General features: G+C 66.7%; 15 protein-coding genes and 1 pseudogene. 5 read left to right on the plus strand and 11 right to left on the minus strand.

Annotated elements, in window-relative coordinates:
• Nucleotides 1–334: 334 nt before the first annotated feature.
• Nucleotides 335–1378 (plus strand): hypothetical protein, encoded by a 1044-nt coding sequence (locus EV648_RS01230; RefSeq protein ID WP_199234383.1) that lies wholly within the window; start codon nucleotides 335–337, stop codon nucleotides 1376–1378.
• A 58-nt stretch (nucleotides 1379–1436) separates the two neighbouring features.
• On the opposite strand, the gene EV648_RS01235 is transcribed toward EV648_RS01230, so the two are convergent.
• A complete protein-coding gene (locus EV648_RS01235) occupies nucleotides 1437–2684 on the minus strand; it encodes an esterase-like activity of phytase family protein (protein WP_132284160.1) in 1248 nt (415 codons plus the stop codon).
• A 362-nt stretch (nucleotides 2685–3046) separates the two neighbouring features.
• Between EV648_RS01235 and EV648_RS45015 the strand changes: the two are divergent.
• Nucleotides 3047–3211 (plus strand): annotated as a pseudogene (locus tag EV648_RS45015) (hypothetical protein); the annotation flags it as partial.
• A gap of 105 nt (nucleotides 3212–3316) precedes the next feature.
• Here EV648_RS45015 and EV648_RS01240 read toward each other — a convergent pair.
• Nucleotides 3317–3991 (minus strand): Type 1 glutamine amidotransferase-like domain-containing protein, encoded by a 675-nt coding sequence (locus EV648_RS01240; RefSeq protein ID WP_132284162.1) that lies wholly within the window; start codon nucleotides 3989–3991, stop codon nucleotides 3317–3319.
• Between the two features lie 384 nt (nucleotides 3992–4375).
• Here EV648_RS01240 and EV648_RS42375 point away from each other — a divergent pair, with 384 nt between their 5' ends.
• Nucleotides 4376–4537: a hypothetical protein gene (locus EV648_RS42375; protein WP_158293870.1), complete on the plus strand. Its 162-nt coding sequence runs from the start codon at nucleotides 4376–4378 to the stop codon at nucleotides 4535–4537.
• A gap of 32 nt (nucleotides 4538–4569) precedes the next feature.
• The gene (locus tag EV648_RS01245) at nucleotides 4570–5109 is read left to right on the plus strand and encodes a GNAT family N-acetyltransferase (RefSeq protein WP_132284164.1); all 540 of its coding nucleotides are present in this window, start codon (nucleotides 4570–4572) and stop codon (nucleotides 5107–5109) included.
• On the opposite strand, the gene EV648_RS01250 is transcribed toward EV648_RS01245, so the two are convergent.
• Both EV648_RS01250 and EV648_RS01255 read right to left on the minus strand, forming a co-directional pair.
• A complete protein-coding gene (locus EV648_RS01250; RefSeq protein ID WP_132284166.1) occupies nucleotides 5093–5614 on the minus strand; it encodes a hypothetical protein in 522 nt (173 codons plus the stop codon). The two genes, EV648_RS01245 and EV648_RS01250, sit on opposite strands and share 17 nt — an antisense overlap.
• 335 nt (nucleotides 5615–5949) lie before the next feature.
• A complete protein-coding gene (locus tag EV648_RS01255) occupies nucleotides 5950–6111 on the minus strand; it encodes a hypothetical protein (RefSeq protein ID WP_199234384.1) in 162 nt (53 codons plus the stop codon).
• Nucleotides 6112–6437: 326 nt separating this feature from the next.
• Between EV648_RS01255 and EV648_RS01260 the strand changes: the two genes are divergently transcribed.
• The gene (locus EV648_RS01260) at nucleotides 6438–7418 is read left to right on the plus strand and encodes an alpha/beta hydrolase family protein (protein WP_241994857.1); all 981 of its coding nucleotides are present in this window, start codon (nucleotides 6438–6440) and stop codon (nucleotides 7416–7418) included.
• A 68-nt stretch (nucleotides 7419–7486) separates the two neighbouring features.
• Here the strand turns inward: EV648_RS01260 and EV648_RS01265 are convergent, their stop codons facing one another.
• The 7 genes from EV648_RS01265 to EV648_RS01295 all read right to left on the minus strand — a co-directional run bounded on the left by EV648_RS01265 (nucleotide 7487) and on the right by EV648_RS01295 (nucleotide 14780).
• Nucleotides 7487–7894 carry a hypothetical protein gene (locus tag EV648_RS01265; protein WP_132284170.1) on the minus strand — a complete coding sequence of 136 codons (408 nt, stop codon included), beginning with the start codon at nucleotides 7892–7894 and terminating at the stop codon, nucleotides 7487–7489.
• A gap of 70 nt (nucleotides 7895–7964) precedes the next feature.
• Nucleotides 7965–10355 (minus strand): excinuclease ABC subunit UvrA, encoded by a 2391-nt coding sequence (locus EV648_RS01270; RefSeq protein ID WP_132284172.1) that lies wholly within the window; start codon nucleotides 10353–10355, stop codon nucleotides 7965–7967.
• Nucleotides 10356–10507: 152 nt separating this feature from the next.
• Complete coding sequence (locus tag EV648_RS01275; protein WP_132284174.1) at nucleotides 10508–10918, minus strand: VOC family protein; 411 nt, start codon at nucleotides 10916–10918, stop codon at nucleotides 10508–10510.
• A gap of 10 nt (nucleotides 10919–10928) precedes the next feature.
• Complete coding sequence (locus EV648_RS01280; RefSeq protein ID WP_132284176.1) at nucleotides 10929–11372, minus strand: helix-turn-helix transcriptional regulator; 444 nt, start codon at nucleotides 11370–11372, stop codon at nucleotides 10929–10931.
• Nucleotides 11373–11432: 60 nt separating this feature from the next.
• On the minus strand, nucleotides 11433–11870 hold the full coding sequence (locus tag EV648_RS01285) for a GNAT family N-acetyltransferase (protein WP_132284178.1): 438 nt from the start codon (nucleotides 11868–11870) through the stop codon (nucleotides 11433–11435).
• A 52-nt stretch (nucleotides 11871–11922) separates the two neighbouring features.
• A complete protein-coding gene (locus tag EV648_RS01290; RefSeq protein ID WP_132284180.1) occupies nucleotides 11923–12642 on the minus strand; it encodes a 2-phosphosulfolactate phosphatase in 720 nt (239 codons plus the stop codon).
• A 152-nt stretch (nucleotides 12643–12794) separates the two neighbouring features.
• Nucleotides 12795–14780, minus strand: coding sequence for a heparinase II/III family protein (locus EV648_RS01295; RefSeq protein WP_132284182.1), 1986 nt, complete (start codon nucleotides 14778–14780; stop codon nucleotides 12795–12797).
• Nucleotides 14781–14840 lie beyond the last annotated feature (60 nt).

A 14840-nucleotide genomic window follows, 5' to 3' on the forward strand; every position in this document is an offset into this window, starting at 1 on the left:
CTTCCTTAGAAGGGGCCGGCAAGATGTCTGCGAAGACTCACGCGACCAAGAAACGAGCTGAGTCGTTCCGGGCCGAGCAAACAACCGCAGCACGGGAGGGGATCCCGTTCGATGTCCGCTCCGGCTGCCCGCTCCCATGGCGAGCTATTCAGTCGCTGTAGCTGGTTCCAGGCGCACGTCGCTGGCTTAGAACCTGTTGCGTGGGCCCCGCAACCCCGAGCGTTGTAATCGGCATGAGCGCGCGGAATGCGGCAGATGAGTGAATTGCCCAAAGCACCCGCGAGGGAAGCGGACGGCCTCCTCAACCGGCAGCGGCAGGTCTAGAGTCACGAGAGTGACTGCGACATCGACCCCGCTGCCGATCCTGCCGACCTCGCTGGTGGGCAGCTACGCCCAGCCGGACTGGCTGATCGACCGGGCCAAGCTCGCTGGCCGCTTCCCGCCGAGGGTGCGGGCGAAAGAGCTGTGGCGGGTCAAGGCGGAGTACCTCGAGCAGGCGCAGGACGACGCCACGTTGCTGGCGATCCGCGCCCAGGAGGAGGCGGGACTCGACATCATCACCGACGGGGAGATGCGGCGCGAGTCGTACAGCAACCACTTCGCCACCGCCCTCGATGGCATCGACATCGACAACCCTGGGACGGCCCTCGATCGCAGCGGGCATCCCAACCCGGTGCCGCGGATCGCCGGCCCGATCGTGCGGCCGCACCCCGTCGCCGTCCGCGACCTGAAGTTCCTGAAGGCGAACACCGATCAGACGGTCAAGATGACCGTGCCCGGCCCGTTCACGATGTCGCAGCAGGCACAGAACGACCACTACCCTGACCTCGCGTCGGCGGCCCTGGCGTACGCTGCCGCGGTCAACGCCGAGATAAGGGACCTGCATGCCGCCGGCGCCGACCTGGTCCAGATCGACGAGCCGTACATGCAGGCACGGCCCGAGGCGGCCCGCGAGTACGGCCTCGCCGCGCTCAATGCCGCGCTCGACGGCGTCACCGGCACCACCGCCGTCCACGTCTGCTTCGGGTACGCCGCGATCATTCACGAACGGCCCGAGGGGTACTCGTTCCTACCCGAGCTGGCCGGCTGCTCGGCCGACCAGATCTCGATCGAGACCGCCCAGTCGGGTCTCGATCTCGGCGTCCTGAAGGACCTCAGTGAGAAGACCATCATCCTGGGCGTCATCGATCTGTCCGACCGCGAGGTCGAGTCCGCCGAGCTGGTCGCCGATCGGGTACGCCGAGCCTTCTCCTACATCCCACCGGACCGGATCACCATCGCCACCGACTGCGGGATGAAGTATCTCCCTCGCGCGAGTGCGGAGGGAAAGATGCGTGCCATGGCCGGCGCGGCGTCGATCCTGCGCGCCGAGCTCTAACGGGAGCCGTGCAGCCCGCCGGTCCCCCGCCTGCAGGGTGCTGCCTGCCCGACCGTCCTCAGTTCAGCGATTTCAGGCCCGGCACATTGACGACGATGAACTCGTTGTCGTCGGCGAGCGAGGGATTGCGGCCGGTGTTCGGGAAGTTGTTGTCGCACCCGAGGAGGAGCCGCTCTCCGTCGATGACGTGGATCGCCTCGATGGACTCGCAGGCGACGCCAAAGGGATCGCCGAGGCGAACGTCGCCGGCGTGGATGGGCGGTAGGGAGATCAGGTCCGGATCGGGGATCGCCGTCAGGTCGACGGCCTTGTGCTTCTCGAGGAACCCGTCGGGGCTGGCGTCACGAAGGTCGACCACATAGGTGTTGCGGAACGTCGCCGTGAGGCCTCGCCCGCCGTCACGCTCGATGACCACCATCCGATGCTGGTCGAGCGCCCACATGTCCGCAACGAGGTAGCCCGGCTGCTCGGTGTGATATTGCCAGACGCGGCCTGTGAACTCGCCGTCATCGATGCTGAACTCGAACAGGAAGCGCCGGCGAGTGTCGGGGTCGGCCGCGGTCGACCCCTCGAGGATCGGGTACAGATGCTTCCCGTCGGGCGTCGACGACATGGCCTCGAAGCCTCGGCTGTTCGGCTGGGTCGCGGTGGCCGGCGGGATCAGGAAGGGGTTGTTAGGCGACATGAGACTTCCCGGCACCGTCGGCTGGACAAGGCCGCCAGGCACGGGGAATGGCGGCTCGAGCAGCACGCCGGTCGCGCCGAAGTGCAGGACCCACGGGCCGAACTCGTCACCCACCCACAAATCGCCGTTCTTCGCCCTTTGCATCGACTCGGGATCGATGTCCCCGCCGGTCAGGAGCCGTTGAGTCGTGGCCGCGTTGACGATGGGGAAGCCGATGAGACCGTTCGGATCCCGGAACTGGATGAAATCCTTCACGGTGACCGCGCCGGTACCGCCCTTTGCCGTCTTGAAGTCTGGTTCGATGTAGTACGCGCGGATGAGGAAGTCGCCGGAATTAGCCTTCGAGCCGAAGCCGTTGTCGGGCATCGCGAGGAACTCACCCGGCGTACGTCCACTCAACACTGCCGAGAAACCCTCGACCGGCTGCGACGGCGTCGGGAACGAAATCCCGTTGATCGTCTGCCCCGCAAAGAACGAACCAGCGGGAGGTCCGGGCGCGTACGTCGCCACAGGTAGCACGGCGCGACCCTCAAGAGTCGGCTCAGGCGCGGAGGCCGACGCGGGGTAAACGACAAGACATAGCGGGACGACAGACAACGCCAATGCACGCACGAGTTTCATGGTCCACCCCTCGATCTCGCTACCGACGGCAAGGCTCGATCGGCAATTCACCCACCCGCTATCAGCGACGTAATACCTTTATCCCCTGCTTGTCAATGTCGGATGGGTGTCGCAGTCCATCGCGCTCAGCGTCGGCAAATGTCGCGAATCCGGATGCGAGCGAACGAACGCCAGTCCGGCCTTCGCTTCGATCGCGGTGCCGATTGCCGCCGACAATGACTGGCCCGAGGGCCGCAGAGACTCCCTTGCCGCTCGGTCGAACTCGTCCTTCGGAGGCAAAAGGACGCGGTCGACCAGCACCGACCTCGCTTGCCGCACGGCCATCGGACAAGCAGGAAGCCGCCTGCCTCGCACCACGCGGCATGTCCGTACGTTGCAGGACCCGCGGTCGACAGCCTGCCTGGGTGTCGACCTACTTTGCGTGCCGTCGGCTACACGACTTCGCAGACGAGCCGGTCATGCTGTTTGAGGAAATCGATGAGCAGCGCTGCGAGACAAGGAAGATGCACCAATACGCGGACGGTTGCCTGGTCAGGACGGACCGAATAAGTGATCTGAGTACAAGCCTCGCCTGGGTACCTGCCCGCCAGAGGACGAGATCGCCAGCCAACGTGAGTTCGAAGTCCTGCCCCTTAGCGCGGAGGAAAGTGCTTCCAGTGCCCTTCGGACACGACCTCGACGGTGCCATCGACTACCCTGATGGCCGTCTCGTCGTCCATCGCGTACGCCGGACCCGAGATGCCGGCCGCCCATTGTTCCGCCTCGGCCATGGAGTTGCCCGGCATGCCCTCCTGAGCCAGGTGTGGACAGATCGAGAAGTCGACGATGCCCAACGTGCTGTCGTCACCTGCCGGCGGTCTCCACTGGACGAAGTCCTCCCCGATCCTGGGGGTCATCACCATGCTCCCGGCGCTCAGTCCCACCCAGACCGTCTCGCTCAGGGACGGGAGCAGGTCTGCCAGTCCGGACTGCCGCATCCAGTGGCACAGGTAGAGGGCATCGCCGCCCGCCACCAGCAGGACGTCTGTTTCCCGGACCATGGGCACCCAGCGCTCTTCATCGATGCTAGGCAGCGCGGTGAGCTCCAGTACGCCGACGGACTTCCAGCCCAGGTCGACCATCGGATTTTCGGAATTCCCACTGATGAACTGCCAGGCCCCGACACCGGGGCCGACCATGGGGTGCCCATACTGCGCGGTGGGGATGCACAGAGCGCTCGAGTCGGCGATCGGCTTGCCCAGGAGCTCGACCAACGCGCGGTGGATGCTGGCGTTCTTGACGCCCGCGGACGTGAGCAGAAGTCTCAAGATGCCTCCCGATTCGAAGGTGATGGAGCGGTCCGAGGTATAGACCTGGGACACCTCATCGCTGCTGAACCAGGCAAAATCTACCTGCACACACCGGCGCTCCTGCGCGCTGGCACGTTCTCGGCATGGCTCTTCCCTTTGGTGGCTTGCCGATCCGTTTCGATCCTGTCTCCGGACCGTCACGGTGGCGGTCGCTTGTGGTGCCAGGTGTCGGCTACTCCTCGGCCGGGCCGTAGCGCTGCTCTGGTTGCGTCGACTGATCGGCGCTAGTGCTGTAACCGCATAGGTTCGCCGGGTTGGATGCTGCGGCGGTTGGACATCCCGAGACGTCTGTCCGTCGCTGGGGGTGTGGTGTCGGAGCCCTCCGGCCGCAACAATCCCCTGGTGTTGAAGGCAGAGCCCGTCGAGGACGGTTTCGCCTTCTTCGTTCGCTTGACTCCCGATGGTGACGACGGCGCCTGTCACCTGCAGGTGGAATTCGATCCGATCCTGATCGAGGAACTGCGTGAGGGGTGGGCCGGTGGGTTGATCGGTCGGCGAGTTTGATCGCTGCCGAGTCTGCTGATTAGCTGGCCGACATGACTGAGCTCGGACCCGTCGCCTGGCCGCCTGAGCCGATCCGGACCGAGAGGCTCGTACTCCGTGAGTCCGAGGCCCGGGACCGTTCGGCGTTCATCGAGCTGCTGGCGTCGCCAGAGGTGCACACCTACCTCGGTGGCCCCCGGCCGCGTGACGAGCTTGAGCGCGAGATGCCCGGGGCGCCCGAGCGGTGGGCCGGGAGTTTCGTCGTTGATCTCGACGGGGCGATGATCGGCCAGATCCTGCTCAGGAGAGCAACCGGGCACCGTAGCCCGGCTGCCGCGGGGAAGGCCGATCTCGGTTACCTGTTCCTGCCGCGGGCGTGGGGATTCGGGTACGCCGCCGAGGCGTGCGCGGCGGCACTCGACTGGTTCGACGGCGTCCTTCCCGGCGAGCCGGTGGTGCTCACCACCCAGACCGCCAACGTCGGCTCGATGCGCCTCGCGGCGAAGCTGGGGTTCACCGAGGTAGAGCGGTTCCAGGCCTGGGACGCCGAGCAGTGGCTCGGCCTGCGGTCCCCGGTCACGCTGTCTGCTTGAGCTCACCATCGTCCTCAACCACGGGGCCTGTGAGCCCGACCCTCGGGCTCACGTCCTCGAATTCGAGGACCTGGTTGTCATCGGAGGGAACCACGGTCCGGTGCCGGCTGGCGCTTTCTGCCCGGATGTTCAGCATCGGACAACTGCGCTCGTCACCTTGGCCGTGCCGCAAGGAGACCGCGCGGTCATCAGCGCAGCCACAGGCGTCAGGCTCACACCCGACCCTCCGTCCAATAAGGCGGGAGTCCAAAGCTGGCGACCTTTCAACCCGCACAGCCTCCACGTAGATCTTCTCGCCGGGAATATAGCGGGTCCAGTAGCGGTGCTCGGCCGCCGCCAGAGATTCCATCCACGCTTGGTTACGACGCGAACCACGCTCCAGAACCAGGTCGAAGTCGATGTCTACGAAGATGCGGAAGTCCCAGACGTCATGCAGCTCGGGGCGGTACAGGAACGCGCCGTCAACCAGCATGATCGCGTCATCCGCCGCCGTTTCCCGCGTCACAGGGACTTCGACTTGCCGCCGTTGGTCGAACGTCGCCGTACGGAACCGACGGGTGCCGTCCGGCCGGTCGGGAAGGCCCTTGGTTGGTGCTTAGGGCAACGAGTTGCCGTGCGAGCTTGCAGCTAGCGAGGCTGTGGTGAGGTTGTTGGCGTCTCCCCTTCGTCGAGGGAGGTCAGGAACAGGTGTAGCAATCTCAACGGCATGGAGCGAACTGAGCTCTGCCAACTGATCGTCGCCTCGCCGGGGTCATCGTCGGGCACCTCATATAGCTGACCGTCGTGCTCCCGCACATCCATGCTTCCCGACCGGGCCTGCCACCAGGGAGCGCGAGCAGTTCACCAGCCCATGTCGCGGGCGACCTCTTCGCGCGCGGTGTCGAGTTGTTCCTGCGTGACTCCTGGGATGTCGGTCTCATGTTCTAGGCGTGTGAGCAGGTCCGCGAGTTCCTGTTTCTCTGCCGGATGGGTGATCGGTACCGCGTTGAGGTCGACCGACATCAGCCAGTCGAACAGACGACGGCGTGAGCCTCCAGAGCTCCAAGCGAACCTTCGGCAAGGACGGATCCATGGTGCGAATCATGCGGCACGACGCCCGCACATGAAGCATTTGGCGCCGGTGACCGTCGCCGCTTGCCCGTCTTGGACACCAGTCGTGAACATGCAGTGCGACGTGCTGGTGTTGACACTTGTCTACGGTTGGCAGGCGTGCGAGCGTCGTAGTCATGGGGACTGGCATGGCCAGCACGCCGCGGCTCCAGACCAAGAGGCGGCCGTCGTCCACGGTTCGGTACCGCCAAGGGCTGGTCATTGGGCTGGTCGTCCTGATGGGGTTGTACGCCGTCGCGTGCGGTGGGACGGCACCCTCCGGGTCGGTCTCTGTCGCTGGGCCCACGTCAACCGCCTCCGCGTCGCAGTCGCCGCCGAGCGCGCGACCGCCGGCAACAGGCGGCGCGCAGCTCGTAAGTACCCACCAGGTGGACGGCCGCGCCTGGGATCTAACAGTGCGGTCGCCGGCGGTCGGCACGGACGTCCACGTGCGGTTGCTCCTGCCCAGCCGATTCACCAGCGCCCCGGATGAACGATGGCCGGTGCTGTATCTGCTTCACGGATGCTGTGACAGTTACGTCAGCTGGACCAGGTCCACTGACATCGAGCGGCTCTCGAGGGAGCTGGATGCTCTAGTCGTGATGCCGGATGGCGGAAAGGCAGGGTTCTACTCCGACTGGATATCTGGACCGCACTGGGAGACCTTCCACCTGCAGGAGCTTCCGAGTCTGCTCGAAGAGCGTTATCGGGCCAATGACCGGCGCGTTGTCGCCGGGGTCTCGATGGGCGGGCTCGGGTCGCTGGGTTACGCCGCCCGCCACCCGGGAATGTTCACCGTGGCCGCCTCCTTCAGTGGCATCGTCAACACCCGCCTTGCCGCGGGGGAGTCGCAGGCGTACCTCGGGCTGCTGCAGTCACAAGGCGAGGATCCGCACGGACTGTGGGGAGACCCAGACGCCGACGTGGACGTCTGGCGGGCGCACAACCCCTATGACCTCGCGGAGAAGCTCGCAGGCACCCGGCTGTACATCTCCGCGGGATCGGGCCAACCAGGCCCCCTCGACTCGGCTGACGCGACGTTCGACCAGACGGAGAGCGCACTCCGCGCCGAGAACGAAGTGTTCGTCAGGCGCGTGCGTGAACTCCACATCGACGCCCAGATTGACCTGTATTCGCCCGGCACCCACAAGTGGGTCTACTGGCAGCGAGAACTCCACAAGGCCTGGCCGCTACTCAGCGACGGCCTCCACGACGGCTGACGAGGTCGACGCCCCGGCTGAATCCAATGCTGCCGACGTGATGTTCGTGCCGACATCGGCAGTGATCCTCAACCCGAAAGGGGTTGGGTATCCTCGCCCGCCCTGGGGTCTCGCTCTGGGAGCCAGCTGGTGCCGTTGTCCTCACCAGCCGTCAGGTGCTGTGGCTTGAGATCCTTGACGCACCGTTGTCCGTAGTAGTTGTAGTGCTCCGGATCAGTCGCGAAGGCCCTTGCCCCGGCGGGCAGTGAAGTGGCCAGCGTGGGCAGTTGTCGGAGGTAGATCCTCGGGTCCGAGTAGGTGCCGTCCCTTGTGAATTCCACCTTGACGTACTTCATGCACCCGCCTGTTCCGAGGTCTTCGAACAGCCTCTTGGTGAGCTGTGGGGAATCGACGATGAGGTGGGCGAGCCATGGAGTCGGACGGATGACGAGCTGGCTGGGATTGTGCGCCAGGCGTGCGTCGAGCAGGTGCAGCACTGACGAGGTGCCCGGGTCCCTCTGTGGCAAGCGGGTCCCACGGGCGCCGCAGGGGCGCCCGTGGGGCTGGTCAGGGGGCGACGTATTCCGCGAGGTGTTTGCCGGTGAGGGTGGTGGGGGTGGAAATGAGGTCGGCGGGGGTGCCTTCGTAGACGATGCGGCCGCCGTCGTGGCCGGCGCCGGGGCCTAGGTCGATGATCCAGTCGGCATGGGCCATGACCGCTTGGTGGTGCTCGATGACGATGACGGACTTGCCGGAGTCGACGAGGCGGTCGAGCAAGGCCAGCAGTTGCTCTACGTCGGCGAGGTGGAGGCCGCTGGTCGGCTCGTCGAGGATGTAGATGCCGCCCTTCTCGCCTATGCGGGTGGCCAGCTTGAGGCGCTGGCGCTCGCCGCCGGACAGGGTGGTGAGGGGCTGGCCGAGGCTGAGGTAGCCGAGCCCGACGTCGGCGAGCCGGTCGAGGATCTTGTGGGCGGCCGGCGTGGCCGCCTCGCCCGCACCGAAGAACTCCTCGGCCTCGGTCACCGGCATCGCGAGTACTTCGGCGATGTTGCGGCCGCCGAACTCGTACTCCAGCACCGACGCCTGGAACCTCTTGCCCTCACACTCCTCACAGGTGGATTCGACGGTAGCCATGATGCCCAGGTCGGTGTAGATGACGCCGGCGCCGTTGCAGGCAGGACAGGCGCCCTCGGAATTGGCGCTGAACAAGGCCGGCTTCACCCCGTTGGCCTTCGCGAACGCCTTGCGGATCGGTTCGAGCAGCCCGGTGTACGTCGCGGGGTTGCTCCGGCGGGAGCCCTTGATGGCGCCCTGGTCGATCGACACGACCCCCGCGTCGGTGGGCATCGACCCGCGCACCAGCGAGCTCTTGCCGGAGCCCGCCACGCCGGTGATCACGCAGAGCACCCCGAGCGGGATGTCGACGTCGACGTCCTGCAGGTTGTTGGTGTCGGCGCCGCGGATCTCCAGCTTGTCGGTTGCTGTCCGCACCGTCTCCTTGAGTTTGGCCCGGTCGTCGAGATGGCGGCCGGTGATGGTGTCGGAGGCCCGCAGGCCCTCGAGAGTGCCCTCGTAGCAGATGGTGCCGCCCGCAGTACCGGCGCCGGGGCCGAGGTCGACGACGTGGTCGGCGATCGCGATCGTCTCCGGCTTGTGCTCCACCACGAGCACGGTGTTGCCCTTGTCCCGCAGTTGCAGCAGGAGGCCGTTCATCCGCTGGATGTCGTGGGGGTGCAGGCCGATGGTGGGCTCGTCGAAGACGTAGGTGACGTCGGTGAGCGAGGAGCCGAGGTGGCGGATCATCCTGGTGCGCTGCGACTCGCCCCCGGACAGAGTGCCCGACGGCCGGTCGAGCGAGAGGTAGCCCAACCCGATCTCCGCGAACGAGTCGAGAAGGTGTTGCAGCCCGGTGAGCAGCGGGGTCACCGACGGCTCGTCGAGGCCCTTGACCCAGTCGGCCAGGTCGCTGATCTGCATCGAGCAGACGTCGGCGATGTTCTTGCCCTTGATCTTCGACGACAGGGCTTCCTTGCTGAGCCGGGTGCCGTCGCACTCGGGGCAGGCCGTGAACGTCACCGCCCGCTCCACGAAGGCGCGGATGTGCGGCTGCATCGCCTCGACGTCCTTGGACAGGAACGACTTCTGGATCTGCGGGATCAGACCGGCGTACGTCAGGTTGATCCCCTCGACCTTGATCTTGGTCGGCTCGCGGTAGAGCAGGTCGTGCATTTCCTTCTTGGTGAACTTGCGGATCGGCTTGTCCGGGTCGAAGTACCCGCAGCCGCGGAAGATCCGGCCGTACCAGCCCTCCATGCTGTACCCCGGGATCGTCAGCGCGCCCTCGTTGAGCGACAGGCTGTCGTCGTACAGGGCGGTCAGGTCGAAGTCGGTGACCGCGCCCATGCCCTCGCAGCGCGGGCACATGCCGCCGAGCCGGTTGAAGGTCGCCTTCTCGGCCCTCGTCTTGCCGCCGCGCTCGACCGTGATCGCACCGCTGGCCTTCACCGACGGGACGTTGAACGAGTACGCGTTGGGCGAGCCGATGTGGGGCTTCCCGAGCCGGCTGAAGAGGATGCGCAGCATCGCGTTGGCGTCGGTGGCGGTGCCGACGGTGGAGCGGACGTTGGCGCCCATCCGCTCCTGGTCGACGATGATCGCCGTGGTCAGCCCCTCCAGTACGTCGACCTCCGGCCGCGCCAGCGTCGGCATGAAACCCTGCACGAAGGTGCTGTAGGTCTCGTTGATCAGCCGTTGCGACTCCGCGGCGATGGTGCCGAAGACCAGCGAGCTCTTGCCCGAGCCGGAGACGCCGGTGAACGCCGTCAGCCGGCGCTTCGGGATCTCGATGCTCACGTCCTTGAGGTTGTTCACGCGCGCGCCGGTGACGCGGATCAGGTCGTGGCTGTCGCCGACGTGCGCCGCAGGCGGCTGCTTGTCCGTCTTCTTGGCCGTGCTCATGGTGTCTCCATCTGTCAGTCGGGCCGCCCTCGCGGTCTCCGTCAGGGTCGCCTGGCTCGATCTAACCAGCCTCCGGTACTACGTGGCCGCGGTCGCTCGGCCCGTACTACGTGGCGTCGGTCGCTCAGCGGTACTGCGGGAGCCGCGGTCGCTCAGCGGAGTTGCTGGATGCGGACCATGTTGCCCGCGGGGTCGCGGAAGGCGCAGTCGCGGACACCGTACGGCTGGTCGGTCGGCTCCTGGACGACCTCGGCGTCGCCGGCCTGCAGCCGCTCGAAGGTGGCGTCGAGGTCGGCGGTGGCCAGGTTGATGCCGCCGTAGGTGCCCTTGGCCATCATCTCGGTGATGGTGCGGCGCTCCTCGTCGGTGATGCCGGGGTCGGCGGCCGGCGGGTGCAGGACGATGGACGTGCCGGGCTGGTCGGGCGGGCCGACGGTGATCCAGCGCATCCCCTGGTAGCCGACGTCGTTGCGGACCTCGAAGCCGAGGGCGTCGCGGTAGAAGGCGATCGCGGCGTCCGGGTCGTTGTGCGGGAGGTAGCTCGCGTGAATGGTGATGTTCATGACAGTCACGCTAATGCGACTCGGTGACCGGCGCTTCTCGATTCCTGATCGGTCTGGTCACCTGTTTCGCGACGCAGGACGGCATCCCCGCGGTCGCGAGCCCCGCCTCGCGCCGGTAGACGCTGGGTGGGACACCGACCAGTTCCGTGAAGCGGGTGCTGAAGGTGCCCAGCGACGAGCAGCCGACCGCGAAGCAGACCTCGGTGACGCTCATGTCGCCCCGACGCAGCAAGTTCATCGCGCGTTCGATGCGCCGCGTCATCAGGTAGCCGTACGGCGACTCACCGTAGGCGGCCCGGAACTCGCGGCTCAGGTGCCCGGCCGACATGTGCGCGCCACGGGCGAGCGCCTCGACGTCGAGCGGCTGCGTGTACTCCCGGTCGATCCGGTCGCGGACGCGCCGCAGCCGCGCAAGATCACTCAAGCGCTGCACCCCGTCGGCTTTGCTGGTCACGCTAACGATCGTGCCACATCCCCAGGACCAGCAGTCGAGCGCTGACGCGGTACGGCGTACCTAGTGGTCTGGGGTGAAGCGGTAGACCTGGGAGTTGCGGGGTTGGAAGCCCAGTCGTTGGTAGAGGTGGTTGGCGGAGGTTCGGTCGGGACGGGAGGTGAGGTCGACCGTACGGGCGCCGGCGGACTGGGCCAGGCGGATGGCTTCGTTGGTCAGGGCGGCGCCGATGCCTTGGCCTCGGGTCGAATCGTCGACCACCACATCTTCGATGCGGGCTCGTAGGCCGGTGGGGATGGGGAACATCACCAGGGTGAGGGTGCCGACGATCGCGTCCGGGGTGCGGGCGATCAGGATGGTGTTGGCTTCGTGGGACACCAGGCGGCGCAGCGCTTCCTCGTCGAGCGCTGGGGCGGAGCTGGAGAGCTGCGGGAGGAGGCGGGCGAAGGCCGCGGTCACCTCGTCGGTGATCTCGCTGAGTACCTCGACTGTGACGGTCACGCTCGGAACCCTACTGATCTCGCCGACCGCCAGCAGTAGCCGGTCGGTCAGTTCACTGACGGGCAGCCTCCCGTCGAGGAGCGTAGCGCCGTACCGGGCGCAGTTCGACGGTGGAGTCCAGGAGGCGGCCGACCATGGCGAAGTTGTACTGGTCGACCATGCTGCATGCCTCGAGGTCGGCGACGAAGCCGTCGTGCTTCGAATGCGTCGGATGCCGCCAGACAGCCGTGTGCTCCGCGCCTGCAGCCCGTACTGCGCTTGCAAGGTCCGCGGGATCCGGGCTGCTTCCGCGCAGCAGCGCACCGAGGTGTACTGCGCAGGCCTCGTCTTCTGAGGTGTCTCCGGTGCACAGAGCGGTCACGGGGGAGTGCGGATGGTGCTCGGCGATCCAGCGGGCGGTGGCGGTGATGTTCGTTACCGCGGCGGCGAGGAGCGCGGTGGCTTGCTGGGCGGCGGCGAGGCCTCGGGTCCCGTTCGAGGTCCGCTGGATCACGTGAGCCCCGGTGAGGTCGGCCGCTGCGACCTCGATCGGGGAGTTGCCCAGGTCGAAACCCTCCGGACGCTGGCCGTACTCCTCGCCCATCAGGACAGCGCCAGGGCGCTGATCCCGCAGAGCGAAAGCCTCGTCGAGCTTCTCGACACAGACAATCCGCTCGGCCCCTGCAGCGAAGGCGGCTGCCGCGGTGGTGAAAGCGCGGATGACGTCGATCACCACGACCACCTCGGTCAGCACCGGCCGGTCCCGGAGATGAACCACGCTGAAGCTCTTCATCGCTCGGAAGCCTCGCACGGCAAGGGAGCAACCGCAGTCAAAGGGCACCGAGCCAGCCTGCGACCACCACTCGCTCCACGGGGTCAGGATGCCACTCGAACGACGGGGCCGGCGCCTGGATTCCAGACGCCGGCCCCACTACTCATAACTGTTTACGCAGCGCGGAAGAGTGCGCCGCCTGAGGTGATACCGACTGAGGTCTTCACGCCGGCGACGACGAGGTCGATGACGTACGTCGTACCGGACCAGCGTCCCTTGTAGGTGACCGAGCCGGTCGCCTTGACCGGGGCGATGAACGACAGGATCGAGGACGAGTAGCCCGAGCGGGCGAACATCAGCGTCGGCGCCGAGTTGCGGGTGAAGATGTTCGGGTAGTGCCAGCCCTGGATCGGGTTGGTCTGCGCCTGCTTGATCAGGATGGCGCCCGCCGGCAGCGCCTGCCGGAACGGGACCTGGAACAGGATCGTCCGGCTGGTGTCACCTGCCTTCGCCGCGATCGCGGTCGTCCGCGAGTAAACCGTGGCCTTCTGGTCCGACGGCATGTGCCACAACGTCTGGAACTGTTGCGCCGTCTTCGAGGTCGCCCGGTCCAGGGACACGATCAGGTCGGGATCCTTCAGCACGAGGTAGCCGCGGGTACGGCTGATCCCGGAGCCGGGGACGTCGGTGAACTCGAAGAACTCCGCGTTGGCCTTGACCACCTGGCGGTTCAGCTTGGTGACCGGGAGGGTCTCGGCGGACAGCGGTGTCGTCATCGAGTTGGCGGAGAACTGGCCCTTCGCCCAGGTGCGCCAGACGTCGTTCTGGTAGCCGGCGTGACCACCGTTGATCAGGATGTCGCGGCCCTTGGCGGTGTAGGTGATCCCCATGTGGTCGCTGTGCCCATGCACGGCACGCCCCGGTCCGAAGCGGATGCTGTACGCCGACTCCTGCGTGAACGGCCGCGTCTGGCCCCAGCCGGTCCGGCCGAACACGTATCCCGCGTTGTACACCTTCACCCGGTCGGCTGACGGCGTACCCGACGCACCCTTCGTACCGGCGTACTCCATCGGCGTACCGGCATAGGGATTGGTGGCAACGACCTCGGAGTCGCCGATCTGGGCGTACTTGCCGAGCGAGTTGGTGGCCAGCGCGAGCCAGTTCGCCATCAACGCGCGCCGGGTGTTGATCGTCGTACCGGGGTCGGCGCCGCACTGCTGCAGCACGGTGACCGCCCGGCCCCAGAGGGAGTAGTTGAACTGCGCGTACGCCGTCGACTGCTCGTTGGTGGAACCCTGGGAGTCGATCGAGGTGGTGATGCCCTGCGCCAGGCGGGTCTGCGCCGTGGTCTTGTAGTCGGCGCGGTTCAGCGTGCACCCGATACCGAACAGAGCGATGCTCTCGTCCGTTCCGTGGTTCCAGGCGCCGCTCCAGTTGTTGATCAGGAACGTGGCGTGCTGGGTGAGCGCGGTGTCGAGCCACGAGTACGCCGCCGGCAGCGTGGTCACGCCCAAGCCGGAGATGACTGCCTGACGGACGCAGATCAGAACGTTGGTCCGGTGCATCGTGGCCTCGTACGCGCCGACGTCGGCCTTCCACGAGTACGGGTTGTCCGTGACCCAGTCGCGCACGATCGTGGTCACCCGGTCCATCGCGGTCGTGTCGCCCGTGCTGGCGGCGACGATGCCCTGGCCGAGCCAGCGCAGCGAGTGCAGCCACATGTACCAGCTGGGGTTCTTGTACGGGTTGAGCCGCCAGTTGATGTTGCCGCTGCCGTTACCCACCTTGTACGGCGCGTACGGGCCCCAGGTGTAGGTGTCGTTGAGCAGGTTCGCCACCGGGTTCGGGGTGTCGATGCCGCTGAAGCCCGGGCAGGTGTACGACCCCGCGACCAGCTTGCCGTCGGCGGCCCGGCGCGGCGCCGCCGTGGTGATGTCCTTCGCCGCTACCGCGGTCGGCGGCACCACGTTGCTCTTGCCTTCCTCGAACTGCGCGAACTCCGGTTCCGGAAGGTCGGGCAGCACCGCGATCGGCGGTTTGGTCGGTCCCGCGGCCACCGCCGTAGAACCGACTCCGGGGGCTACCAGCCCGCCCCCGAGGCCGGCCAGTACGCCGAATCCGGCGACCAGTCCGACCCATCGTGAGAATTTCCCACCCATCACAACCCCCAGCTAGTTTCACGGTGCAAGCCGCTGCTTCACCGTGCTAGAGACGCCTTC

Source organism: Kribbella sp. VKM Ac-2568, from assembly GCF_004345365.1.
GTDB lineage: Bacteria > Actinomycetota > Actinomycetes > Propionibacteriales > Kribbellaceae > Kribbella > Kribbella orskensis.